General features: G+C 42.5%; 21 protein-coding genes and 1 pseudogene. 12 read left to right on the top strand and 10 right to left on the bottom strand.

The features are described 5' to 3' along the window. Positions 1-104: 104 nt before the first annotated feature. Positions 105-965, bottom strand: coding sequence for a helix-turn-helix domain-containing protein (locus tag ATB74_RS13675; protein WP_061018911.1), 861 nt, complete (start codon positions 963-965; stop codon positions 105-107). 154 nt (positions 966-1,119) lie between these two features. On the opposite strand from ATB74_RS13675, the gene ATB74_RS24290 reads away from it, so the two are divergent. Next, a complete protein-coding gene (locus ATB74_RS24290; RefSeq protein WP_179946919.1) occupies positions 1,120-1,296 on the top strand; it encodes a hypothetical protein in 177 nt (58 codons plus the stop codon). 121 nt (positions 1,297-1,417) lie between these two features. Further along, positions 1,418-1,699: pseudogene (locus ATB74_RS13670) on the top strand (amidohydrolase); the annotation flags it as partial. Positions 1,700-1,874: 175 nt separating this feature from the next. On the opposite strand, the gene ATB74_RS13665 reads toward ATB74_RS13670, so the two are convergent. Then, positions 1,875-2,363 carry a hypothetical protein gene (locus ATB74_RS13665; RefSeq protein WP_061018909.1) on the bottom strand — a complete coding sequence of 163 codons (489 nt, stop codon included), beginning with the start codon at positions 2,361-2,363 and terminating at the stop codon, positions 1,875-1,877. Positions 2,364-2,630: 267 nt separating this feature from the next. Between ATB74_RS13665 and ATB74_RS13660 the strand changes: the two genes are divergently transcribed. Then, positions 2,631-3,893: a metal-dependent hydrolase family protein gene (locus ATB74_RS13660; protein WP_061018908.1), complete on the top strand. Its 1,263-nt coding sequence runs from the start codon at positions 2,631-2,633 to the stop codon at positions 3,891-3,893. 681 nt (positions 3,894-4,574) lie between these two features. On the opposite strand, the gene ATB74_RS13655 is transcribed toward ATB74_RS13660, so the two are convergent. From ATB74_RS13655 to ATB74_RS13645, 3 genes are read right to left on the bottom strand one after another with little or no spacing between them, the layout of a single operon-like run. Beyond that, positions 4,575-5,300 carry a DsbA family protein gene (locus tag ATB74_RS13655; RefSeq protein ID WP_061018907.1) on the bottom strand — a complete coding sequence of 242 codons (726 nt, stop codon included), beginning with the start codon at positions 5,298-5,300 and terminating at the stop codon, positions 4,575-4,577. Between the two features lie 10 nt (positions 5,301-5,310). Then, a complete protein-coding gene (locus ATB74_RS13650; protein ID WP_061018906.1) occupies positions 5,311-5,838 on the bottom strand; it encodes a protein disulfide oxidoreductase in 528 nt (175 codons plus the stop codon). Continuing rightward, entirely contained in the window at positions 5,835-7,931 is a 2,097-nt protein-coding gene (locus ATB74_RS13645) for a protein-disulfide reductase DsbD family protein (RefSeq protein WP_061018905.1), read from the bottom strand. The genes ATB74_RS13650 and ATB74_RS13645 overlap by 4 nt, the downstream gene beginning before the upstream one ends. 834 nt (positions 7,932-8,765) lie before the next feature. On the opposite strand from ATB74_RS13645, the gene ATB74_RS13635 reads away from it, so the two are divergent. The 6 genes from ATB74_RS13635 to ATB74_RS13610 all read left to right on the top strand — a co-directional run bounded on the left by ATB74_RS13635 (position 8,766) and on the right by ATB74_RS13610 (position 15,914). Then, positions 8,766-10,010: a lipase family alpha/beta hydrolase gene (locus ATB74_RS13635; RefSeq protein ID WP_061018903.1), complete on the top strand. Its 1,245-nt coding sequence runs from the start codon at positions 8,766-8,768 to the stop codon at positions 10,008-10,010. 188 nt (positions 10,011-10,198) lie between these two features. Next, the gene (locus tag ATB74_RS13630; protein WP_061018902.1) at positions 10,199-11,770 is read left to right on the top strand and encodes an amidase; all 1,572 of its coding nucleotides are present in this window, start codon (positions 10,199-10,201) and stop codon (positions 11,768-11,770) included. Positions 11,771-11,864: 94 nt separating this feature from the next. Next, complete coding sequence (locus tag ATB74_RS13625) at positions 11,865-12,863, top strand: DUF2860 family protein (RefSeq protein WP_061018901.1); 999 nt, start codon at positions 11,865-11,867, stop codon at positions 12,861-12,863. Positions 12,864-12,967: 104 nt separating this feature from the next. Next, positions 12,968-13,987: a helix-turn-helix domain-containing protein gene (locus ATB74_RS13620; protein WP_061018900.1), complete on the top strand. Its 1,020-nt coding sequence runs from the start codon at positions 12,968-12,970 to the stop codon at positions 13,985-13,987. A 494-nt stretch (positions 13,988-14,481) separates the two neighbouring features. Further along, positions 14,482-15,378 (top strand): DMT family transporter, encoded by an 897-nt coding sequence (locus tag ATB74_RS13615; protein ID WP_061019003.1) that lies wholly within the window; start codon positions 14,482-14,484, stop codon positions 15,376-15,378. An 11-nt stretch (positions 15,379-15,389) separates the two neighbouring features. Then, positions 15,390-15,914, top strand: a complete 525-nt coding sequence (locus tag ATB74_RS13610; RefSeq protein WP_061018899.1) for a MerR family transcriptional regulator — start codon at positions 15,390-15,392, stop codon at positions 15,912-15,914. 160 nt (positions 15,915-16,074) lie between these two features. Here the strand turns inward: ATB74_RS13610 and ATB74_RS13605 are convergent, their stop codons facing one another. From ATB74_RS13605 to ATB74_RS13595, 3 genes are all read right to left on the bottom strand, one after another. Then, a complete protein-coding gene (locus tag ATB74_RS13605; protein ID WP_061018898.1) occupies positions 16,075-17,088 on the bottom strand; it encodes a manganese-dependent inorganic pyrophosphatase in 1,014 nt (337 codons plus the stop codon). A 478-nt stretch (positions 17,089-17,566) separates the two neighbouring features. Then, positions 17,567-17,992 carry a septal ring lytic transglycosylase RlpA family protein gene (locus ATB74_RS13600; RefSeq protein ID WP_179946921.1) on the bottom strand — a complete coding sequence of 142 codons (426 nt, stop codon included), beginning with the start codon at positions 17,990-17,992 and terminating at the stop codon, positions 17,567-17,569. Positions 17,993-18,326: 334 nt separating this feature from the next. Then, positions 18,327-19,037 (bottom strand): SDR family oxidoreductase, encoded by a 711-nt coding sequence (locus tag ATB74_RS13595; RefSeq protein ID WP_061018897.1) that lies wholly within the window; start codon positions 19,035-19,037, stop codon positions 18,327-18,329. Positions 19,038-19,255: 218 nt separating this feature from the next. Between ATB74_RS13595 and ATB74_RS13590 the strand changes: the two genes are divergently transcribed. Continuing rightward, positions 19,256-20,152: a LysR family transcriptional regulator gene (locus tag ATB74_RS13590; RefSeq protein ID WP_061018896.1), complete on the top strand. Its 897-nt coding sequence runs from the start codon at positions 19,256-19,258 to the stop codon at positions 20,150-20,152. A 215-nt stretch (positions 20,153-20,367) separates the two neighbouring features. On the opposite strand, the gene ATB74_RS13585 is transcribed toward ATB74_RS13590, so the two are convergent. Further along, positions 20,368-20,859 (bottom strand): VOC family protein, encoded by a 492-nt coding sequence (locus tag ATB74_RS13585; RefSeq protein ID WP_061018895.1) that lies wholly within the window; start codon positions 20,857-20,859, stop codon positions 20,368-20,370. 447 nt (positions 20,860-21,306) lie between these two features. Between ATB74_RS13585 and ahpC the strand changes: the two genes are divergently transcribed. Together ahpC and ahpF are read left to right on the top strand one after the other, a co-directional pair. Then, entirely contained in the window at positions 21,307-21,864 is a 558-nt protein-coding gene (gene ahpC, locus ATB74_RS13580) for an alkyl hydroperoxide reductase subunit C (protein WP_061018894.1), read from the top strand. A 201-nt stretch (positions 21,865-22,065) separates the two neighbouring features. Continuing rightward, entirely contained in the window at positions 22,066-23,658 is a 1,593-nt protein-coding gene (gene ahpF / locus ATB74_RS13575) for an alkyl hydroperoxide reductase subunit F (protein WP_061018893.1), read from the top strand. A 145-nt stretch (positions 23,659-23,803) separates the two neighbouring features. Here the strand turns inward: ahpF and ATB74_RS13570 are convergent, their stop codons facing one another. After that, the gene (locus ATB74_RS13570) at positions 23,804-24,403 is read right to left on the bottom strand and encodes a LysE family translocator (protein WP_061018892.1); all 600 of its coding nucleotides are present in this window, start codon (positions 24,401-24,403) and stop codon (positions 23,804-23,806) included.

Here is a 24,403-nt window from a genome sequence, read left to right as displayed (position 1 = left end):
AGCCTTAACTTACATCCTTGGTAATACGTTCAATCCATTTTTATAGTTCATATAACAGTAAGATTATTCAGAAGTTTATGGGAATTGTTTCGTTGTTCAATGAATCAGTGGTGCTTCATTGCCGCTCGGTACTGAGTCGGTGTCACCTGTTTATAGGATTTAAACTGGCGGTTAAAGTTAGCTTGGTTGTCGTAACCTACCTTCTCTAGAATCAAGCTGATGGGGAGTGATGTATTGATCAACAAATCACACGCCACGTTCAACCTGATTTTCTTTAACCGCTGGCTAAAACTCTCATTGTAGTGCTTTTGAAATAGCCGCCTAACGCTACTCTCACTAATATAGAGATGCTTCGCTAAATCGTTAACCGAGATATCACGGATAAAGTTATTCACCAAGAAAGCTTCAATCTTATCCAGCTTGTCACTGACCTCATCTTCGTCTCCCGTATTAAAGATAGGGTTAACCAACTGAACCACTTCTTGGTCATCCAGTAATAGCGCAAACAAAGAAAACAAGATAAGCAGTTGTTGGTGTGGTGGCTGCTCCATTACCTTGTTTAACAATCCTGTCGCTTTCTCTGCAGTAGCGGGCGAAAACTGCAACCCTTTCTTTGACTCTTCCAGCAATGTACGCAGAGGTTCGAGTTCGCGGCAGCACGCGATTAATTGCTCAATCCAATCTTTGCGAAACCAAACCACATGCGTTTCACAGATGCGCGAGTCATCAGGATTCTCTTCCGAATAGATAGCATGAGGCAAATCAGGGCCAACTAAAATCATGTGATTGTGAAACACATCGCTTTGGTGATGGCCAATAAAACTATGCCCAGAAAAGTGACGATGTATCGCTATCTCGTACTCTTCATGTCTATGCCAACCATAGCTTTTACTGTTCTCGACAATTTTCTTATAGCGCCAAGACATGCCAACTCGTTGTGGTACTTTTTCCAAGTAGCCTTTCATTGTGATACTCAATGACTTTTTAATATTGAAAGTATACGTATCAAACCACTTAAATGAATACATTGACCGAAAAGTATTGAACATTGCGCTAACAATACTCTTCTCTTCGTCTCCGATAAATATACTGCAAGTGAACTTAATCAGGAGAGCAACTATGGACATGTTATTAATAAAAATCCGCGATATGATTCTTGCCACACGTCAACAGTGGATCGGCGAGATTACCTACAACCACAACATCAAGGGTGATCGCACTTGGAAATTCTATGGCTATAACTCTTATGACGAGTACAAAAAAGATCTGCGCAAAAGCCTAAGACAAGAGTCATAGATAAAGGCTCATTCAAACGGCAGCTTGTTGATTAATCGAGGTTTTTGTCATTCATGAAGAGTTTTACACTGGCCACTCGCTTTCTATACTTATTAAACAGTGGAACATGGAATACATAAGAATGAACAACAAGCTCACTTTGCCACGCACTGCATGGATAGCCTTACTCGCAAGCTTAACGGCCGTAGCGCCAGTTCTTGCACAAGCCAACACCGTTGTTCATGAGCAAACAGCCGTTAAAAGCCCAAGTGCTGACCAGATTTTTACCAATGCAGATATATACGGGCATCGCGAATCGGACTCGATCGTTACCCACAACGGCAAGATCATCTTCATCGGTAACCAATCACAGGCGCAAACTTTTCAAGAGCAAAGCACTGATGTCATTGATCTAGACAATGCTGGCGATCAAGTGATGGAGGTGGTGTAGAATAGCCAAAATCAGGTGTTGATGACGGTATTACTAGGGAAATCGCCTACGACAAGTAATAGCATATAAAGCTAGATAGCGCGTAAAAGAAAACGAGCCAACTTGTTCAGCTGGCTCGTCTGTTATTCACATATGTTTTTTAATTGCGTTACGCGTTAGTCCCTTTAAGCGCTTTCTCATTTGAATCTTGTTGGTCATCAAGAGCAAAGTAGATCTTCGATACAATCACTTCAGCAACCAAAATCGTAAATACCACAGCGAAGAACGCAACCACACCACTCCAAGGGCCTGTAAAGCTCACCTTATCTCCAAACATAAGGTTTATTGCCTCTAGCATTACAAATTTTGAGCCAACAAGAATAATATATGTCGACAATGCTCGATACACCTTAGGTGCCGTACCTGATTTCTGCTTAAAATAGTTTGCAACTTTATGCTCTAAACCAATAGATAGCTTCAACAACAGCTGCAACAATAGAGCCGCAATCAAAGAGATAGTAAAAGACTCAATGTTTACGAAGTCCCAGTACTCATCGAAGAAATTAAGTACTACCAAGTCCACCAGCACGGCTAATGTATAGCCAACGAATAGACGTTGTGGTGTGTTGAACCCGTAAACTTTGTCTAATTTAGTCATTATATATCTCTCTAATCTAATTTGATAAGTAGCCTCGATTTGAAATACATCTTAGCGTTCGAATCGAAGTAAAACTTACCATTTCATGACACCGCCAACATCCATTCCTTAAATTGATAATTGAACAAGCCCCTCACTTCTTCTCTATATAGCAATAGTAAACACACACCTAATTCACCACTGTCACCAAATGGCCATTCTTGTACTGCTACACCCCATAAGATAACTCCATCAGCGACACACACTCATTTCCAAAAGGTGCAGACTATGAAAAAGCTAATCACTAACGCGAACGTATTTAACGGTGTTGATAACAACTTAATCGAGAACGTATCTATCCTAATCGAAGATAATCTTATCACTCAGATTGGAGATATTGACCCAACGGTTGCCGATGAAACAATTGATGCTCAAGGTTGCACAGTAATGCCTGGCTTAATTGATGCACACGTTCATATCACGCTATCTGCATCTTTTAATGTGATTGATACCATGACACGTGAAGAAGTCGCGATTCGCTCAGCAAAGATTTCAGAAGAGATGTTGATGCGTGGCTTTACTACTATTCGTGACGTGGCAGGTAATACACTTGGCCTTAAAAACAGTATCGACAACGGCTATGCCACTGGCCCACGCATTCTTCCTTCAATGGCGGCTATCTCGCAAACGTGTGGTCACTCGGATTACCGTCAAAACCAGGCACAAGAGCGTTTGGCTAACGGCCACGAAGATTCACCAATGATGAAGCTTGGCGCGATGAAAGTAGCTGATGGCCGCTCAGAAGTATTGAAAGCCGTGCGTGAACAGCTGTTTATGGGCGCTTCTCAAATCAAAATAATGGCAGGTGGCGGTGCTTCATCGACCTTCGACCCGCTAGACACTTTGCAATTCACATCAGAGGAAATGAAAGCCGCTGTTGATGCCGCTTCTGACTACGGCACTTATGTCGCTGCGCACATCCACACCTCTGATGCGATGCGCCGAGCGGCAGAAGCGGGCGTTATGTCTTTCGAACACGCGACTATCATGGACGACGACATTGCAGAGATCATAAAAGAGAAAGGCATTTGGGTAATTCCTTCTTACTTTACTTCTTCATTGATTGCAGAGCGCAAGATCCCGCTGCCAAATGAAGAAACATACCGCAAGACAGAACGCGTAGGCAAAGCCATGTTCAAGTCAGCAGAACTGATTAAGAAATACGACATTCAGAACATTGCTTTTGGTACTGACTGTGTGGGTGAAACCAACGTTCATGCGACACAATTGAATGAACTGGGTGCGATTGAGCAAGTATTCGATACCATCACTGCACTTCGCATGGCAACATCAAACTGTGGGCGTTTATTCGAGATGTCGACTTACCAACACCCTTACCAGCAAGGCAAGCTAGGCCAAATCGTTGAAGGCGCGTATGCCGACCTATTGATCATCGACGGTAACCCACTAGAAGGCGTGGCATGTGTTGCTAACACCGATACACAGAAACTGATCATGAAAGACGGCAAAGTGTATAAAAACACGCTTTAATTTCTAAAAGCTTTCGCCCATTCACCACAAAAACAACAAATCTAAAGCAAATAACCGAGATTACTAACTTGGTTGTTTGCTTTTTTTTGATCGCCTAAAGCTGCTCTCGCCTTCAATTGAAAGTCTTAGATATCCAATTCACTCAATAAAATATATAAATCCACTGCCATGCTACGAGTTAATTTCCACTCTATGAATTAATTACACCTACGCATTAACCGCCAAAATAACAACCATAGAAAACCAAAAATGGAATGTCAAACCATAAAAAGTTACTATAAAAAGTCACTATAAAACATCTCTATTTATTTCGTAGAAAACACAGAGTAAAGGGAATTATTTCAGCATGGATGACTCTAACTACATGTTAAATAATAATTTACCTGGAGGTACTGTTCTAATGTAATTTTGGCAACCTCACACCCTTATATTGCACATAAAACAATTTAGAAAAATAAATATCGTTAATCATTTTTTTGTAATCAGGAATTAACAATGAGACTGTTGTTGTACTCGACATGTGGTGTTCTGAGTTTTCTAGGCATATTTGGCCTAGCTGCGTTATACATTGTTTATTAATTTGTTAACTACTTTTACAATTAATATTCAAATAAGAAAAAGCCCTAATCAACAGGGCTTTTTCTCCATCAACAATAATAATTAAGTTATTTTAAGTTTATTCTATTTACTTTTCTCTTCTAGCTTAGCTTTTACTATTAGATATAGTTTTTCGTATGGCAAGTAACCGGGGATCAATGTTCCATCAATTAGCATCGCTGGCGTACCTCGAACACCCAACCTCGTAAACAAGTTATAGTTTTCAGCAACTTCAATCGCTATTTCACTGTCTGAAGAAACGTAATCGGTGGCTTTATTCTTCTTCGCTACTTTCATTATCGAACGAACGTTGTGAATGCCAGGCTTACTGATCAACATCTCTTCAACTGCTTTGTATTTTTCTTTGTCATTGTTCCAGACATTGAGTCCAAAGGTTGCTGAGTTCAGTGGTGAATCTCTCTCCTTTAGAGGGATATAAATATTTATTACCTTGATGTCATTAGGAAACTCATCCGCTATTTTCCGAAGAACAGGATCTAATTTTTTACACCACGGGCAACTAAAATCAGTCATGTTTACGATCGTCAGTTTTGGATGTTCGGAACCATACCAAGGGTGGTGTGGGTTGTTATAAATAAAGTCATGGCTCTCGGCCAACGTTTTATCGAAACTACTTTGCTGATCTATGTAAGCAGTCAGACTGTCATGAACCGAATCGATAATACCTTCATTCGTTTCTAACATTTGCGTTATCTCGGCAATCTTTTCTTGTTTTGTCATTGCGTAAGTGACAGGAGAGAAAGCCAGTGTAACTAATAGCGTGATGATGCTTTTTGTTATGAATTTCATATTTTTCCCATTAATACTTAGCTAACCAAAGTCGGGCAGCGATGCCTATTGGCGTAGTCATTCCTGAAGTAACACTTGTTACTTTTCCATCATTAATAACAATGAGTGTTGGCGTTAAGGAGATCCCCCAGTCGCGTGCTATTTTTCCTTCAGTGTCATTAATGTTGTCGTAGCTATACCCTTTAGCATTCATGTAGCGTCGAACTCTTTCATCCTTACCCGAAGTCAGTGATACACCAACGACGGGGTAGCTTGATGAAAACCAATCAACCACTGGCGTCACAAATTTGCAGGCCACGCACCATGTCGTCCAAAAATAAACGAATACCGGCTCTTTCTTACTCATTTCAATTACATCTATCGGTTTACCGGATAACGACATTCCGACCATTGGCGGAACGTTCTGTATTGGAACGTCTTTTGTACGCCAATAATCAACACCAAAGACCACGACCAATGCGAACAAGGTATACAGCAATGCCGATCTCAACTTCTGCTTTTTGGTCTGAGGTTTTGCCTTAGATTTTGTTCTAATCATTCGTCATCACCTCTTGCCTTCTCAATGGCTTCCATCACCGCATCACTGGTTAAGATGACAGGAAGCTCAATACCTTCCGGAGCATTAGGGCCATAAACCATATTGAACGGAACACCGAACCGGTTATGATCTTGTAGGTATGACGTGACACTATCAATTGGGACTGTCCAATCGCCCTCCATCGGCACTACATCACCTTCAGTCAATGCGCTGTAGACAGGATCTTGTAAAAGAACACCTATCTTGTTTGCTTTACAAGTCACACACCAATCAGCAGTGACATCAACAAAAACTACTTGGCCATTAGCAACATGCTCATCAATGACTTCGGTTGACAACGCTTCCCACTCAGGTTCTGGTGGCAGCATTTTGGATGTTGCTTTCTCGACAAATAACGAGGCAGAGATAACACTCAATAGCATCAAGGCAACAGCACCCGCAGTCTTGATTCCATGCACTTGAACCAATCTGACAAGCAATAGGCAAACACTGACCGCCAGTATTGCGTATAGCCACAATTGAGGGACATGAGGTCGAAGCAAGCTAAAGAGCCAAACGCTAGTGATTAGCATCATTCCGCCGAACAGGTATTTAACACGGTTCATCCATGCCCCTGGTTTAGGCAACGCCAAAGCTATCGATGGGAATGCAGCAACGATAATCCATGGAAGCGCCATACCAACGGCAAGTGCTGTGAAAATACCAAACATTGTCGGGATAGTAGTGGCGAGAGCAAAGGCGACTGCTGTCCCAAGAAAAGGAGCAGAGCATGGCGTTGCCAATAGCGTTGCGAACATACCTTGAGTAAAGTGTCCAACGTAGCTACTGTCGCCCTTGGTTGCCATCCATGTATTTGCATTCGATGAAAGACGGAGCTCGAAAAGCCCTAACATATTGGCGCTGAAAAGAGCGGTGACGATAAACATCCCACCGATAAACCAACCGTTTTGGAACTGAATTCCCCAACCGATAACGTTACCTGAAACTTTTAACACAGCCAAGAAAGTGGCTATTAGCCAGAAGGATGCGAGGATGCCACTTGCAGATGCAAGGAATTGGAACCTAACTTGTTTTCTTGCCATGCCCTGAGCAGAAATAACCCCACTCAGTTTCATTCCAAGCACAGGGAATACACAGGGCATGATATTGAGAATCAACCCACCTAATAGCGCTAAAAGCACCATACTTATCATAGAGTTGTTGCCCACAATGCCGTTGGTAACAATGGTTGGATATTCTGTGATGAAGCCTTTGTCTTTGATGCTTACACGGATGTGCTGGTTGTTAAGATCGGGTGTGCCCATCCAGCTACTTACATCGTAAGTCGCAATGACTTGCTTACCTTCAATTTCAATGTGAGGAATACCAAAGTCAGCATCTTGCATTTCATCTGAATCACCATCCACGATTACATCGGGTGCAGTCCAGCCAATTTGATGTGTAGCAATAACTTGAAGTTGCGACTTGCGAGCATCCCAAATCGTAGATGTACCTTCTACAAGCGGCGAGTCTTTCGGCACTTCGCTCATTGCTTTTGCGTAGACAAGCATCGCGTCGTTATCCACAGTCATCTCACTAGGGTTAAACACCAAGTTGATATTAAAATCCGTGAGAATACATATGGTGGTGCATGAAGACATCGTCAGCACAGCATTAAGCTCAACAGGTTTGTTCATATCATCAATATGAAGATTCATCGGGAAGATGATGTTGTGCTTGTAACCTAGCGTATCTATGCCGAGCAAATTGAAGCGTTGAGGAAACTTCCAAAACCATTGCAGTTGCGAAACGTTCTTAGAATCGACCCATTTGATTTTGGGCGCAATGCCTCCTTCACCAGGACTTCTCCAGTAAGTTTTCCATTCATCAGAAAGGTTCACTTCCAGATAACCCGCCGCGGTTTTATCTTCTTTATTAATTTGTCCTGTCATGACAAAACGCGTTTCTACATACGGATGTAACTTGTCTTGCATCCAACCCGTTGTAACAGGAGTCATCGATTCGCTCGCACTTGCGTTCACAGTGAATGTTGAACACAGCGCAACGAATAGCCAAAGCACAACAAAGTGCAATGACATTTTGCTTTTAGGCATGTCTAATTTTTCCTTAAAAAATGAATAATATGAGTGTTAGTTAAACGCTCTTATTCTCATTCTTTAAAGACACAGACCTTGAGATGGATGCGCCTACCCTTGTGAAGGATTGGCTCAGTGAATGGAGGGAAATACGGGACAGTACTTAGCAGCCACAATACGACTACAACGAGTATGAAGTACGTGAATATAGCTTGATCATTAACTTGGTGGTGATCAAAATTTATCAGGTGTTCTGATAACTCACATTTATGGAGGGATTGGTCGTCTTGAGATTGAGATGCACCATTAATAAAACCGCTACCATCATCAATCTTGCTTACCTGCAGGACATTAGAAATCGCAGAATCGCTATTTTCATAGTTTACTTTGCAACCTTGGATAAAACTCATATTACTGGCGAGACAGAAACAGATAACCCAACCCACTAATAATAGTGCGCTACGAGTTAGCTGATGTGTGTTTCGACTTGAGATCATATCTAAACTGCTGATGTCTTGTGATGGTAAACGTAGCAATACGACTTAACTAAAATAATAAAGTTCAATTTTTTTGCATGGTCGATAATTTTCATGAATCAAAGCGATTGAGTATCGTAAAAAATCGTATACCAACAATCAGTATCGAAAAGACAATCTCTAAAGCACATCGACATCAGCCATAGAGCTGTCGAGCAGCGCGGAATAAATAAACTCGAATCAAAACAGGACATGCTCAAGAACAACGTATGACCTAAATCTCTGTTTTCTTGCTAGTATTAAACTCATGCTGTTTGTTTATGTATAAAATTGTTGATTGAATGACGAAGCTTGTCGATTTAAGGATGAAATTAGAATGAAGCTATTACTTACTGCACGCATACTCAGCACAGTGCTATTACTCAGTTCACTGCTGTCAGGGTGTGGTAACTTTAGAAACCTATCTAATGAGATGGAAGCCATCGACTCCATAACCAATCAATACATGGTTACCTTGAATCAACCTGCCTCCGGTTCTGCCGTGGTGATTGAACAAATCAAAGACATAAACAAAGGCGAGGTTGATGGCTACGATGGCATCATAGACAGTGGCAGTATTCATTTACATGTATCGAATAACATCCACTACCTACTTATCTTTGAAGATAAGAATCAAGATCTTACCCTACAAGCCGATGAAGCTTTCAGTGTAATCAACCTACGTGATCACAAAGACAGATCAACAATAGAAGTCTCACTAACGGTTAATGAGAGCGAAGCCCCAAGAGCGTTTGTTGATCGTTCGTTATCCTCACTATTGAAAATTGAATTAGACCTCGTCGACATAGGCACCGTGGTGGATCTATCGGATCCCCCTTTTGAGAAAGGCAATGCAAAACTCGGAATGTGGCAGCCGCTAACATTCTTACTCGAAGATAATGCCGGGCTCTATTTTCTATCTGAATATGACCCAAATAAAATCCCAATTCTATTTGTGCATGGGATCAATGCCACCGCTTTAGATTTTGCCCCACTAATCAAGAAAATCGACCAATCTAAGTACCAAATATGGGTGTTCAACTACCCTTCTGGTTTATCTCTATCTTTGAATTCGAAGGGCTTGAACAATCTGTTACATACAATTGTGAGTGAATATAAGAACCAGCAACTACATGTTGTTGCCCACAGTATGGGTGGCTTGGTCGTGACTAACAGTATTCGCCAGTGCCGTATTGGGCAGCTATGCGATTTTGTAAGCAGCGTAACCACCATCTCTTCACCGTTTGGTGGTGTCGATTCTGCTAAACAAGGGGTCGAGTACTCTCCCGTAGTAATGCCTGCATGGGTTGATTTAAATCCAGACGGGAAATTTATCGCTGACTTATTCATTGACAGTAGTAAGATTCACATTCCCCACTTTTTAGCCTTTGGTTATAACTCGGGCGATCTATTTAATACCAACAGCAACGATGGTGTGATCAATTTATCAAGCCAGTTATCACGACCGGCCCAATTGAATGCGGACCAAATTCGTGGTTACAACGAAAACCATCTGAGTATTTTAGATAATGATGATCTGTTTGAAGACCTGTCTAACTTTTGGCTAACAGCAGAGCAATAAACCCACAGCCTATACATAACCCGACAAACGAGTTGGCGTGAATAGTATTAACATTGGCGGTATTTGCACTGCGCACCAACACCCCAACCTTTATTCTAATCCCATAAATCAGCACACGGAGTGACACTAAGCCTAGCGTTCTAGGTTTCGAAACAAGGATAGTGACTTTCTAACTTGGGATAGAAACGATGACTATCAATGAATTAAAACGCAGAGATTTTTTCAAAGTTATGGGGAAAAGTGCTGTTTCAGCTGCGGCTATCTCCCTGCCTACCTTAGCGAATGCAACACCAACTTCGCCAACAAATTTGCCTTCAGATCACCAAACCGTTGACTCGCCACTGGATGCGACTGAGATGGCAAATCTGATAAGAGACAAAAAAGCCTCACCAAAAGAATTCGTACAAGAAGCCATCTATAAAATTCGCCAGACCAACGATCAGGTTAATGCGGTGGTTGCTGAGTGCTTTGACTTAGCACTAGAGCGTGCAGACTCATTTAACCCGAACTCACCCTTTGCAGGCGTGCCTTTCTTGGTAAAAGATTGTGTTGATGTTGTTGGCCTTGAATGCACCCTGGGTTCAAAGCTAAACCAAGGCAGAAGGCCCAATACTACCTCTTGGTTTATTCGTGCGACTCAAAATGCAGGGCTAAATACCATTGGCATGACAAACATCCCAGAGATGATGACACTAGGCTGCACACAGAACTCTCTTTATGGAGCAACACGTAACCCATGGGATCTAAGCAGAGGTGTTCACTCATCAACTGGCGGTGGCGCAGCGGCGATTGCAGCTGGCTATGTACCATTGGTGCATTCTACTGATGGCGGCGGCTCTTCTCGCATGCCTGCTTCAGCGACTGGTATTTTTGGCTTTAAACCAAGTCGAGAGTCTTTGATTTCAGGGCTAACTGATGGCTCAACAAACGAAGATTTTACTCATCAATCGTTTATGTCAAGAACCGTTCGCGATGCTGCTTTGGCTGTTTCAGTCACTGAACATCATACAAAAAATGACTTTGAGACACCTTTCCCTCGAACCCCAATAGGCATGGTCAATGTCGCGCTTAACCGCCAAATCAAGATTGGCGTCACGCTCAAAGATATCCACGGCAGGCTCCCCGATGAAGATACGATTGCAGCGATTCGCTCTACAGTCTCTTTGCTCGAGAATCTTGGGCATATCGTTATCGAAGTGGATCAGCCTATTCAAGATGGCGATGTGTTCATGCGTAACTACATGGGCGTATTTGGCAACAAGATGGCAAGCTTTGCTGAGCAATTCGACCACTTAGGTATGCCGCTAGAATCGATGCCAGACAAAGTGAGTGACAACGTCGTCTATTTAGCTCGCACGATGCAAGCTCGCTTGAAAGCCGATCCTAACATGTATATCGAGTCCAAAGAGCGATGTCGAAATTTCGCGATCAATCACAACCGAGAGTTCTTTAAAAACATCGACATATGGCTGACTCCCTGTGCAAACCACGTTCCTTTGGACATCGAATATTTCGACCAGAAAGCTCACTCCGGCAAAGAGATATGGGCACGTTCAGAGAAATTAATGTCCTACACGCCAATCGAAAACGTGGCAGGCAATCCGGCAATGTCGGTTCCCTTGTATTGGAACAAGCAGAACCTTCCTGTCGGGAGCCACTTTTCTGCAGCAAGAGGCAACGACCGCCTGCTATTTGAATTGGCCTATCAACTAGAACACGCCAAGCCTTGGGCGAACAGAAAAGCCCCGATTGCGCTTTAACAAGCGATTCACTTTAGAGAGCTTTTCGTTTTAGAAAGCTATTCATGTTCGAAAGCAATTCGATTTAGAAAATCATTCAAGTACGAGTCTATTGATGAAATATATTATTTTCCTATTTTTGGCAAGCCTGACGCTTGCGCCATATTCATTCGCAGCTCTAGCACCAAGTGAAGGCTTCAGTGGCAATATGACCTTCCTAACAGGCTTCACCGCCAACTCAAGCAACCTCGATGTTGGTCAAAGCAATCATCAATCTCAATCCAATTTAATGTCGTCGGGTAATACGGAAGCTGAGGGAATGGTCGCTGTTTTGGGTTCAGTGCAATACACATTTGGCGCTTTGAATCACAAACAGTTTTTCTTAGGTACCTCAAGAGACGACATCATTACAGGTACGCTGGCATTTGAAATTGGATATAGACAGCAAGTGGAAAATGGCATGGTAGTCGACTTTTCTATCTTGCCGACTCTAATATCTGGCGAAGTGTGGGATGACCCTTATGCTGTAGACTCGAAAAGAAAAGAGACCGATGTCACTGGTACTGTCGTTCGAATGCAACTTTCAAGAATAATGGGCTCGAATTTTAATCTCGATGTCGCTTCTGGTGAGTCAGACGTTAAAAAAGAAAACACCGGTCTAAAGGGGCTTGGTTTAACTGAAGAAGAACGCGCACTGATGATTCGAGAGCGAAAGTACTTTTACCTAAAATCGGGTTACCAGTACTTCTTAAAAGATGGTTCTGGCATTCTCACACCCTCGATGAATGTTGTCTCATCAGACTCAGAGGGAGATGCACTATCGTTCTTGAGCCTTGGCGCGGAAATTAACCTAGCGAAAAGGTATGGAAATCATGGTCTTGCTTTGACACTTAATGCAGCAAAGCGTAGCTATGATAAAGAGAACCCAATTTTTCATAAAACTCGTGAAGACAAAGACTTTGGAGCATTCATCGCCTATGAATATGCCAATATCTTTGATACAAAAAACTGGTCCCTAGTATCACTACTCGGTGCTAAAACAACGAATTCGAATATTGAGTATTATCAATCATCGCAATACGTGGCTTCAATTGGTGTCGATTACAAATTCTGAGCTTGAACTGGGATTTTCATTGCTTGTAACCCGTAAACAAATCCTTTAGTTTGGATATATTACTGAGAAGAACACTCTTCAATCGCCAACAATAACAGGGAGTTATGGTGGAAAGTTTTAGCACACAATTGCCCATATTTTGGTTTAAAACTTTAGATTCTGCTATTAAAGCAAGAATTGGAGACAGCAGCGATATCTGGTCGGGAGCAGAGGTCTATAAACAACTTTGCTCCGCCGAATCGATCTCGGCTTATCAGCTTCAAACCGCCATCACCAATATCTACCAACGCTTTGATCATGAACTGATCGACCTGTTTGATGAATCCGCTCGCTATTTCGATGAGCTTGAGATGGGCGCTCCGGTTATGGCCATGCTCACCGCGCCAAACCTCGCCAGCTTTTGCCAACTCCTAAGTCAATACTCCATTCATATACATCCGTTACTGAAAATATTCAGTCGTGAAACAGAGAATGGGGAAATCGAATTATGGGGAGTAACACCCGAGTACATTGACGAAACCACCCTAATGACACACATCAGCTTAGGGCTCTATTTCAGTATTATCCTCAAGCTCGTTCGAAAATACCTAAATACACCAAAACAGAAAGTCGCCATCCACATTCATAAGAACACCATCGGTGATGAGTTTTTAAGCATATATGAGCGCGTATTTAATGTAGAAATGAAGGAAGGCTTCCCCGCCCGATATATACTGTTCCCTAACGATCTTGTTCAGGCGAAACCTCGCCAATTCCAAGCTGACTTTCATGCAGAGTTAGTACGAATAGCCGACCAGCAGATGGAAAAAACATTAAAAACCAACCTAATCTACAAAGTGAATGAAACGTTCAAAGTGCTTGCGGTAAAAGACACCAACCTAGATAGCGTGGCGAATAATCTTCACATTAGCCCTCGAACCCTGAATCGTAAACTTAAACAACAAGGGGTGAGTTTTCGTCGTTTGTTCGATAAATATCGACTTGAGCTAAGTATGACTTTATTGAATAAAAACAACGGCAATATTACCTATGTGGCTCACGAGCTTGGCTTCTCAGACTCAAGCGCATTCAGTCGAGCATTCAAGAATTGGACTGGTCACTCTCCTACCGAACTCAGGTCGTAACAGCAGATCTCGCACCCCATATAACTAAGCATCAAATGGCCCTTGATATAGAAGCTAATCAGCCTAAGCCTTAATCGTCGGCAGCATCATTAAAGCGCATCGAGCTAACCCACTTTCGACTTATTCAAATGGGGAAAGGGACCGGTATTCCTACCCGTCCCTTTTTCTTTTCGTTGGTGTAAGGCGTTACTTAAATTTGAACACCAACACTTTGTTGTATGCCGTCACCACCAGTATTCAATTCCTCCCCTTTCCACGAGTCATAATGAACCGAAGATGCGGATTAAGGGGAGGTTAGGAGGGGGTTTAAGGTTTGGGCTAACACGGATTTGCCCCAAAACGTTTTTAGTAGTTAACAAGCGATTATCGTTTTATTGGTATCAACTGCTCTGAATGGTTGACCTGTCTACAAGTGTCAAGTTTAGAATGCGCCTCTTGTTCAAACCTAAACTTAAAGGCTTCATTTGATGTATCAGTTTCTTGTGAAAAATACCATGCAGCACCCTAGAGTTTTGCAGTTATTTGATGCTTTATCCCCAATATCTAAAGGTGTGACGTTAGCACTGATTTCAACAGCGTTGTTTACCATAGTTGCAGTGTTTGTGCGTAAGTTGAGCGCCGACTACGATACGTTTCAGATCCTATTTTTTAGACAGTTCATTTTTATGTTAATGCTTGTTCCTGCGATAACGAATAATATTCAGGTATTACTCAAACCGAAGAAAGTACCTCTACACATATTGAGAATATTGGGTGCATTTACTGCGTTGTACTTTGGATTTATAACCGTAATTAATATTCCTTTTGCAGACGCAACAGCCCTTGGTTTCTTACAAGTGCTCTTTGTTGCCATCATTGCTCACCTCGCTCTGAGTGAACAGGTGACTGGTACTCGAATCTTTACCATAGTGGTTGGATTTATAGGGGTGATGATGGTTGTTCGTCCTACCTTTGAAGATAGTCAGTCCATATATATCTTATCTGGTGTGGTGGCTTCGATAGGTGCTGCAGTGGCAGTGATATGTGTAAGAAAAGTTGCTCAAAGTGAACCCAAGATAACCTTAATGGCATATCAAGCGCTTGCAATCGGATTCATTGCTTTGATACCTACTTTATTTCTATGGCGTACACCTACGCTGGAAGATTTTATGTTACTGCTACTTGTTGGCATTATTTCTTCAATCGCTCAATACGTTGGGATTTCGGCTTATAAATGGACGCAGGCAAACATCATCGCTAATGTTGAGTACGTGAAGATTATCTACTCTATTCTCATCGGTATGATGATTTTTTCTGAAATTCCAGATGCATGGTCAATTATTGGTGCCTCGGTTATTCTTGCCAGTGCATTAATTCCAATGGTGTGGTCTCAATATGGTCAAAAGAAATAGAGGAATGTTCGGTGCAGAGTATTAAACAGTTTTGTGAGCAGCTAGGTGTCTCTCGCACCACTGTCCTGTATTACGAAAGACAGGGCTTAATTGCTCCAGCAAGTCGCACTTCTAGTGGTTATCGACTGTACGGTGCTAGCGAAATTGAAACGTTTAAGGTGATTCATGCGTATCGTTCTTACGGTATCTCTGTCAGTGAGATAAAAGAACTGATGCAACAATCTCAAGGAAAGGATCGAGATGAGGTTTTACGCCAACAGTTTGCCGCACTCGATATCGAAATCAAAAAACTCCGCCAACAGCAGCACTCGATACTGACTCTCCTACAAGAGCCTGAGCTACTAAATCAAGGGCAGTTAACCAAGAAACGCTGGACTGAGATACTTAGAGAATCAGGCATGAATGATGAAGATATGCTTAACTGGCACAAGCAATTTGAGAAGATGGAGCCATTAGGACACCTCAAGTTCCTACTGTCTCTAAATATTGATGATGACGAAATTGAACAAATAAGAATGGCTTCTCGAAAGTCATAGTTCAGCTTTATTCTCAAAACTTGAAGTTATCTGTCTATCGAAAATATAGCCCCTCTAACATGGAAATGTCCAAATCCAATTCAACACACCCAAAACAAAAGGGATTGGTATCTCTACCAATCCCTTCACTACTTATTTATAAAGTAACAGCTCTTACTCTCTACAAACTTTCAATTGCCTTTTGAACTGCAGGGCCAATCTGACGCTTACGCGAAGTGACACCTTCTAGTGTCAACATGTCGCTTGTCGGTTCAGCGTTGAAAGCCGATTTGATGACTTGATAGTCGCTTTCATCTACCCAAAGTAAGTTTGCTTCTTTGTTCTTAGTGTCTGTGATTGAGAAGAACAGATGGTCCAACCCGTTCTCTGCTTTATAAGACTTCATCGCAGCCAAAATCTCGTCTTTACGGTCAATCAGTTGTTGAGCCGTTAGCGTTTCAGCGACACCGATACCCACCTGCTTGCCACCGTATTTAAAGTTTTTGTAATCCAGCGTCAGAATGGTTTCGGAAGAAAGATGGCTGAGATCCGATTTAGCAATCAACATTTGTTGACCGAAGTCTTCAATGTCTGAAATGCCTGCAACCTTTGCCAGTTTCTCTGCGTATTCACGATCATGATCTGTTGTAGTTGATGATTGGAACACCACGGTGTCAGAAAGAATCGCACCCAAGCCAACACAAGCAAGGTGCTTAGGTAAGGTCACATCGAGCTTTTCAGCGTTGTCAGCCAGAATAGTTGCAGCTGAACCCCAACCTCGAATATCCATCTCGACAATTTGTGGTGTGTTAATCGGTGAGCCACCAATTGCGTGATGATCAACCACAGCAACAATAGATGCTTGGTCGATAGTTGGCGCTAGCTGAGTGACTTGATTGAAATCCACCAGCCCCACTCGGTATGAAGAGTAATCTGTCTCTACGCGTGGCGATTCTGCATTACAGTAGTTCAAGATGAAGGTAGATTCTGGATTGATAGGTTCAGGCACTGTCGCTGTACCACCATAGATATGAGCCGCGAGCATCGCAGACATTACCGTGTCGCTGTCTGGGCTTAGGTGCCCTGTCCATACGAGATCTTCACTGTTTTCATTGGCAGATTGTTGCAAGCTAAAAGCAAAGCTTGCTGAACTGAAAGACATAATTACGGCTGCAACGACAGGTGTTAGCTTCACGGATATTTCCTTATTTGAATGCGATATAGAAGCCTATAAGCTAAACACCAAAAATTTCAGAACCGTGTCACCAATATTTCAGATTTACTTCAGTAAGTAACGAAATGTAATTTCCCTCTCTTTGAGCATCTTCTTTCCCCATCAATTTGGAGTACCTCCCCCTTTTTATTACACCCCCGCCACAACAATTTGGGATTAGTTCAGCTTTTCATTATTTCACAATGAATTTCAATGAATTTCAATGAAGCCTAATGATAAGAAAGCTAAGGCACTGATCTATTGACCACATAACAGTATCACCTCACAGACTAAAAATAAGATAATCTTATTAAAAATGGATTATCGAAAGGAACAAAAAAGGCTACCAAGGCAGCCTTATGAGTAAGTATAAATGTGCTATTTATTCATCGAGAACGAGGTTCTGTTCCTCCCCGTTCTCACTACTGGTAAGGGATCGGAGATAGAAACCAAGGGGAGGTTAGTGTTTGTATCGAAACGTATTACTATCATCAATGATCTCAACTTTGACTGTTGCTACGCCTTTCTTGACGTCACCAATTTGAGAAAATGCCTTGTGGGAAAGGTCAATCACTCGGCCTTTTACATAAGGACCTCGATCGTTAATTTTCACATCAACAGACTTGTTATTGTCTGTATTGGTCACCCTCACGATAGTCCCAAATGGCAAGGTTTTATGAGCGGCTGTATAGGCGTTCTTATTATACGTTTCACCACTTGCCGTGAGTTTTCCATGGAATTTATCACCATACCAAGAAGCTACTCCAACAAGCGCATGTGAATTGGCATAGCCCTTTGTTTTTGAAGTATTGACGCCCGCATGTGACGAGCATCCGGCAAGCAAAGTAATAAGAAAAGCGGCAAAGATAAGGTTTAGTTTTTTCATGCTATTTGAGTAGGTCTTCTTCATGTAATGTTTATCTATTTTCATTGTGGTGCGGTTCAGCAGTATTGAGCTGAGTTTGTGAGTTCTCAGCGTGATTCCGTAATATTTTCATGAAGCACCCTAGCTTCAGTCATATTCATGAAAGACTTTATCTATAAAATGTTAATTTTAACAACGCCTTAAATCTGGTCATTTCTTAATTGCTCCATATGATGGAGCACTTAAAAAGCACACAAAAAAAGGATTGGTATCTTGACCAATCCTTTTTAAGGGGTGTTTCGGTTTGCTAGTTTGTTGCAGGTAGGGCACGCTATCCAAACTTACTAGCCTATGATCAATGCATCTTGTTGTTAACGGTTATTAGAGAACCACTTAGATAAGTTTTATTAGGTTGGGTCAACTCCATCATCAAATCTGCCAAATCAGCAGAATCTACCCACGTAGAGTGGTCAGACTCAGGAAGTGCTTTTCGATTTACTTCAGTATCAACAATGGTCGGCAACACCGCATTCACTTGAACATTAGATGAAGCCCCCTCTGCAGCCAAGCTTTCGACCAAAGCATTCAATGCTATTTTAGATGCCATGTAAGGTCCGAATCCTGCAGGTATGTTACGTGCCGTATCACGCGCGGAAACAAACATCAGTGAACCTTGCCCTTGCGACTCCATTAATTTAAAAATTTCTCTTCCGAAGACAAACGCCGTCATAAAGTTCGCATTCCATAGGTCAGACATTTTACTCACTTCCACATCAGTCCAGTGACTCCAGATATAAATGCCAGAGCAATGAAAATGAGCATCGATATGACCTAAGATTTTTAATGCCTCAGCAGCAAGCGCTTGGCTTTGCTCTTCATCCGTAAGGTCTCCAAGTAACACGGTCAGATGGCCTGAATACTTATCTTCTAGGCTTTTTGCTCTTGCTTCATCACCGATACGCCCAAAAGCGACGACACGGGTTCCGCTCATAATGAGCTTATCAATCAGGTGTTGGGCTGTTACCGAAAAGCAGGCTGCGATAGTGGCTGTTTTAATTTCATTCATGATTATTGCTCGTTGTTAGTGATGATGTGGAGAATCATAAAGACGACAACCAAAAGTTTGAATCTGCCGAGAAGCAATTCAGTTTTGCTTTAAAAGCAATTAAGCTAACATTGAAGAGCAGTTAAAACATCAATGTCACTTATGCTGCGGCGCCAACCATCTTGTTTAGACGGCTGCATTTTGAAAGAACTAAAACCGTCGTTTAATGAGGAGTACACATGAGCCTTTTCAATCGTCTTGCCTATTTCAACTGCGTAGTTGAGCAAGGAAGTATCTCCAAAGCCAGTCGGATTTTTGATATTCAGCCCTCTTCTATCTCACGACAGATCTCGGCGTTGGAAGAAGAACTCAATGTGCGACTGTTAGAGCGCTCGACACGCAACGTAGGGGTCACTGAAGCCGGTCAATTGTTCTATCAATATTCCAAGCGAATTACAGGCGAGTTTGATGAAGCGAAACGAGTCGTCAACGCATTACATCACTCACCGAGAGGGAGCCTCAAAATAAGCACGACCGTTGCGTTTGGAGAAAGCAAAATCTTGCCCCTTGTTCCTATCTTTAGGGCAGCCTTTCCCGAGGTCGATATTGAAATTGAAATCACTGAAAGAGTGGTCGATCTGATCGAAGAAAATGTCGATATCGCGATTCGCAGTGGCCGACTACCTGATTCTAATTTGATCGCTAAGAAGCTCGTCCAAAACAACTTTATTCTTTGCACCAGTCCTGACTATGTAAGAAGAAAAAAAGCCCCTCAACATGTTGAAGATCTAGCAAAACATGACTGCTTGGTTTATGGCTACAAAGGGTGGCACGATTGGTTTGTATTGGATAGAAAACCGCAAAAAATCAACATCTCTTATTACATGGAAGTCGACTCTGTGAACGGGCAAAAGCAATTGATATTAAACGGTGGTGGTATTGCCCTGCTCCCACAATGGGCGATTGAAGAAGAACTTAAAATAGGTAAATTGGTGCAATTGCTTCCTGAGTTTACTTTTAGCCCATGCAACTATGAAACCAGCACCTACGCAATCTATCAAAACCGCCAGCTAGTTCCGAGCAAGGTTCGAGTGTTTCTCGATTTCCTTGCGGATCATTTCAAAAGTGCTGTTTAACTATTAATCATCTCTGTTCACTTAATTAATAACCCCAGCTAACGTTATTAAAAGTCACCCTTAATGGTTAAACGATATATTAATGAGGCTTTGATGTGATGGACTCACCTCCAATTCACACATAACCCAAACACAAAAAAAGGATTGGCATCTCTACCAATCCTCTTTAAGGGGTGTTTCGGTTTTTCTACCTTATGACAGGTAGATGGCGTCTATTACTCGTAATCAGTCGCGTACGTATCTTCGTATGAGTGAGAGTAGAATTCGAATAGGTTGCCAAACGGGTCTTCTAGGTAAACCATTTGTGCTTGTTTTAGTTCGTCTTCTGGGTGGTAACGATGAATATCCATACGAACCTTACCGCCAAACTCTTCAACGCGCTTGATAGCTGAATGAAACTGCTCTTTTGGAAGCTGCAGACAGAAGTGGAAAATGCCCAGGCGAGAGAAATCCACTTCGTGACGCTCTTCACGGTCAACCATTTCGAATAGCTCAACACCGATACCGTCTGAAGTTACTAAATGTGCAATGTTGAAGCCTTTGAAGCCTTCGCCAAATACTGCGATACACATACGGCCAATTGCTGATTCGCGTTCTTCCATCACTTTGGTGTTGTTCATTACAACTCTTAGACCTAGAGCCTTTGTGTAAAACTCTACTGCCTGGTCCATATCGCCAACCATGATGCCTACGTGATTCATTTTCATAACTTTCTCCAATTCGTTTTTTATTCTGTGCTTTTCGAAGTCTAACTTCAGTATCTCGTTTCGATGAAGAGAGTATAGGGAGAGATTACGATTAACTGAAATTATCATAATTTATATTAATGATAATTTTTTGTTATTCTCAGATTAAAATAGGATCTCAGCTCACTTAAAGAAACGCTATCTACATACATGCTCACACTATAAATAGACGCTCACATTAGCAGGAGGTCAGCCCAATATAGAGAACAACCTAAAGAGCATAGCCACTCAAATCGAGTATTGCTGAGGTTTGATAGCTTTTGTCGATAGCTTTCTCCTTTCGAAGATAGGAATCACCTATTGAATCTATAGAAATGTCCGATTTCACTAATTTTCGGTGCCAATGCAATATATCTCCATCGACGCGGGATAGCGTTAAACACTACAAATTAGAAAGAGAGTCAAAACATGATCAACACAGAAATCAAACCATTCAACGCAACAGCATTCAAAAACGGCGAATTCGTAGAAATCACTGAGCAAGACGTTAAAGGCAAGTGGGCTGTATTCTTCTTCTACCCAGCAGACTTCACTTTTGTATGTCCAACTGAGCTAGTTGACCTACAAGACAAATACGCAGAGCTTCAATCTCGTGGCGTAGAAGTTTACTCAGTATCAACTGACACTCACTTCTCTCACAAAGCATGGCACGATACTTCTGACAAAATCGGCACTATCGAATACTTCATGGTAGGCGACCAAACAGGCACTATCACAAACAACTTCAACGTAATGCGTGAAGGTCAAGGCCTAGCAGACCGTGCTACGTTCCTAATCGACCCAGAAGGCGTTATCCAAGCAATGGAAATCACTGCTGAAGGTATCGGCCGTGATGCTGAAGACCTACTACGCAAGGTTAAAGCAGCACAATACGTAGCGGCTAACCCAGGTGAAGTTTGCCCAGCTAAATGGAAAGAAGGCGAAGAGACACTAGCACCATCTCTAGACCTAGTAGGTAAGATTTAATCTAAACCTATCTAAAAAGAACAAATAAAACGGTTCTACAGGCGCGCTTCGGCCTCCCTCCTAAAGGGCAGTTGCGCGCCACCCTTTCAAAGCATCAACACCACATTCAATTTGCCGACTTGCGCCCCCTTTTTATTTTCCTTTTTCAGCAAGAAGGTATTGGTCAATACCAAGACACAGAATTTAAGAGCAGGCACGATTATGTTAGATCAAGCAATGAAGCAGCAGCTAAAAGCATACCTAGAAAACTTAAAAACCAATGTTCAGTTAGTGCTGAGCCTAGATGACAGCGATACCGCACACAAACTCCAAGACCTAGCAAATGACATCGCGTCTTTAACCGACAAAATTGAAGTAACTCGCGATGATAGCGCAAGCACTCGCAGCCCTATCATGCAGGTAGTAAACCAAGAGAAAGGCACTGCGATTGGTTTCGCCGGTTTACCAATGGGTCACGAGTTCACGTCACTGGTACTGGCACTACTTCACAGTGGTGGTCACCCTATCAAGCTTGAAGCGGACGTAATCGAGCAAATTAAAGAATTAGATAAAGAGCTTAATGTAGAGATTTTCATCTCACTATCGTGCCAAAACTGTCCAGAAGTGGTTCAGGCATTCAATATGATGTCAGCGATTAACCCGCTGATTAAGACCACTATGATTGATGGCGCAGCATTCCAAGATGAAGTGAAGTCTCGCGACATCATGGCAGTTCCAAGCGTGTTTATTAACGGTGAGCTATTTGGTCAAGGCCGTATGTCACTGGCTGAGATCCTTAATAAAGTAGACTCAGGCGCAGCAGAAAAGAAAGCAGCAAACCTAAACCAACAAGCACCGTTTGATGTATTGGTTGTCGGCGGCGGCCCTGCAGGTTCTTCAGCGGCAATTTATGCTGCACGTAAAGGCATTCGTACTGGTGTGGTTGCTGACCGATTCGGTGGCCAAGTGATGGATACCATGGCGATTGAGAACTTTATCTCAGTGAAAGCGACCACCGGCCCTAAGTTAGTGGCAAGCCTTGAAGAGCACGTAAAAGAGTACGGTGTTGAAGTGATGACTGAGCAGCGCGCTGCAAACATCATTGCGGCAGAAGACACTGAAGACGGTTACATCCACGTTGAGCTAGAGAGCGGCGCAACACTACGAGCTCGCACGGTTATCACAAGTACCGGTGCTCGCTGGCGTGAAATGAACGTTCCGGGTGAGCAAGAGTACCGCAATAAAGGCGTCGCTTACTGCCCACACTGTGACGGTCCATTGTTCAAAGGTAAGAAAACAGCGGTTATCGGTGGTGGTAACTCAGGTATCGAAGCGGCAATTGATTTAGCGGGTATCGTTGAACACGTAACCGTACTTGAATTTGCAGACACACTGCGTGCCGACCAAGTGCTTATCGACAAAGCAAACGCAACACCAAACATCGAAATCATCAAGATGGCGCAAACGACGCAAGTGATTGGTGATGGCAACCGTGTAACCGGTCTGGAATACAAAGACCGCAACAGCGATGAACTTAAACAGATCGAACTAGCGGGTATCTTTGTTCAAATCGGCCTGATGCCAAACAGCGAATGGTTGAAGGGTTCAAAGGTTGAGCTTTCACCACGCGGTGAAATTGAAATTAACGCTCATGGTGCAACATCAATGAAAGGTGTGTTCGCAGCGGGTGACGTAACAACCGTACCTTACAAACAGATCATCATTGCGATGGGTGAAGGTGCGAAGGCAAGCTTAGGTGCATTTGACCACCTAATTCGTAACTCAGCTCCTGTTAAAGAGGCTGAAACCGCTTAATCTTTACACTTAAAAGCTTTTAGGCTTAAAAGCTTTTAACTCAAGTTCCTTAAATATTTGTTAACTTAATTCTTTACTGTTAACGACTTAGTCGACATTTAGACGCCACTCCTATGGATTTAGGAGTGGTTTTTTTCTTTGTGATTTATACCGGTTGATAAAGCATAAAGGCCACCACCATTGCTAAGCTTCCACCCAAGCAGCGGTTCACAAACATCATCTGTTTTGGTGATTGCAGCAACTTTTTAAGCATGGTGCCGCAATACGCCCACACCAACATGCACGGTACACCGGTAATCACCATACCCGCGATAATGGTCACGACTTGAATTAGGTAGTCTGCGTTCGGAGTAATGAACTGTGAAAACACGGTTAATGACGCTATCCAACCTTTAGGATTTAACACCTGCACCAGCACACCAGACATGAAACCTGAACGATTGTCGGTGGTGCTCTCTTCGATTTGCATGTTCGCAATCGACCACGCCATGAACAACAAATAAGCCGCACCCGCGTATTTCAAAATGTTGTATAGCTCTGGGTAAAGGGTAAATAGGCTCACCAAACCGACACTGGAACCCGCCAGTACGATGATGATGCCAACAGCGTTCCCAGAGATAAAAGGTAAAGTCGCAGCAAATCCATAACGACTTGAAATCCCAAGTAATGCGATATTGCCAGCCCCAGGTGTAATTGCAATTGATGTTGAAAATAGCAAGAACGCCAGCATTAATTGAGAGCTCAT

It is taken from the genome of Vibrio splendidus, assembly GCF_001557875.1.
GTDB classification, from domain to species: domain Bacteria; phylum Pseudomonadota; class Gammaproteobacteria; order Enterobacterales; family Vibrionaceae; genus Vibrio; species Vibrio splendidus_F.
Note: the sequence above shows the minus strand (reverse complement) of the source record. Positions and strands in the feature narration are given on the sequence as shown.

Coding starts and splice junctions, on each gene's coding strand:
- ahpF (WP_061018893.1), top strand. CDS start 22,066: ATGTTAGATCAAGCAATGAAGCAGCAGCTAAAAGCATACCTAGAAAAC.
- ATB74_RS13620 (WP_061018900.1), top strand. CDS start 12,968: ATGGTGGAAAGTTTTAGCACACAATTGCCCATATTTTGGTTTAAAACT.
- ATB74_RS13645 (WP_061018905.1), bottom strand. CDS start 7,931: ATGCCTAAAAGCAAAATGTCATTGCACTTTGTTGTGCTTTGGCTATTC.
- ATB74_RS24290 (WP_179946919.1), top strand. CDS start 1,120: ATGGACATGTTATTAATAAAAATCCGCGATATGATTCTTGCCACACGT.
- ATB74_RS13665 (WP_061018909.1), bottom strand. CDS start 2,363: ATGACTAAATTAGACAAAGTTTACGGGTTCAACACACCACAACGTCTA.
- ATB74_RS13625 (WP_061018901.1), top strand. CDS start 11,865: ATGAAATATATTATTTTCCTATTTTTGGCAAGCCTGACGCTTGCGCCA.
- ATB74_RS13615 (WP_061019003.1), top strand. CDS start 14,482: ATGCAGCACCCTAGAGTTTTGCAGTTATTTGATGCTTTATCCCCAATA.
- ATB74_RS13600 (WP_179946921.1), bottom strand. CDS start 17,992: ATGAAAAAACTAAACCTTATCTTTGCCGCTTTTCTTATTACTTTGCTT.
- ATB74_RS13660 (WP_061018908.1), top strand. CDS start 2,631: ATGAAAAAGCTAATCACTAACGCGAACGTATTTAACGGTGTTGATAAC.
- ATB74_RS13630 (WP_061018902.1), top strand. CDS start 10,199: ATGACTATCAATGAATTAAAACGCAGAGATTTTTTCAAAGTTATGGGG.
- ATB74_RS13655 (WP_061018907.1), bottom strand. CDS start 5,300: ATGAAATTCATAACAAAAAGCATCATCACGCTATTAGTTACACTGGCT.
- ATB74_RS13585 (WP_061018895.1), bottom strand. CDS start 20,859: ATGAAAATGAATCACGTAGGCATCATGGTTGGCGATATGGACCAGGCA.
- ATB74_RS13595 (WP_061018897.1), bottom strand. CDS start 19,037: ATGAATGAAATTAAAACAGCCACTATCGCAGCCTGCTTTTCGGTAACA.
- ATB74_RS13650 (WP_061018906.1), bottom strand. CDS start 5,838: ATGATTAGAACAAAATCTAAGGCAAAACCTCAGACCAAAAAGCAGAAG.
- ATB74_RS13635 (WP_061018903.1), top strand. CDS start 8,766: ATGAAGCTATTACTTACTGCACGCATACTCAGCACAGTGCTATTACTC.
- ATB74_RS13590 (WP_061018896.1), top strand. CDS start 19,256: ATGAGCCTTTTCAATCGTCTTGCCTATTTCAACTGCGTAGTTGAGCAA.
- ATB74_RS13570 (WP_061018892.1), bottom strand. CDS start 24,403: ATGAGCTCTCAATTAATGCTGGCGTTCTTGCTATTTTCAACATCAATT.
- ATB74_RS13675 (WP_061018911.1), bottom strand. CDS start 965: ATGAAAGGCTACTTGGAAAAAGTACCACAACGAGTTGGCATGTCTTGG.
- ahpC (WP_061018894.1), top strand. CDS start 21,307: ATGATCAACACAGAAATCAAACCATTCAACGCAACAGCATTCAAAAAC.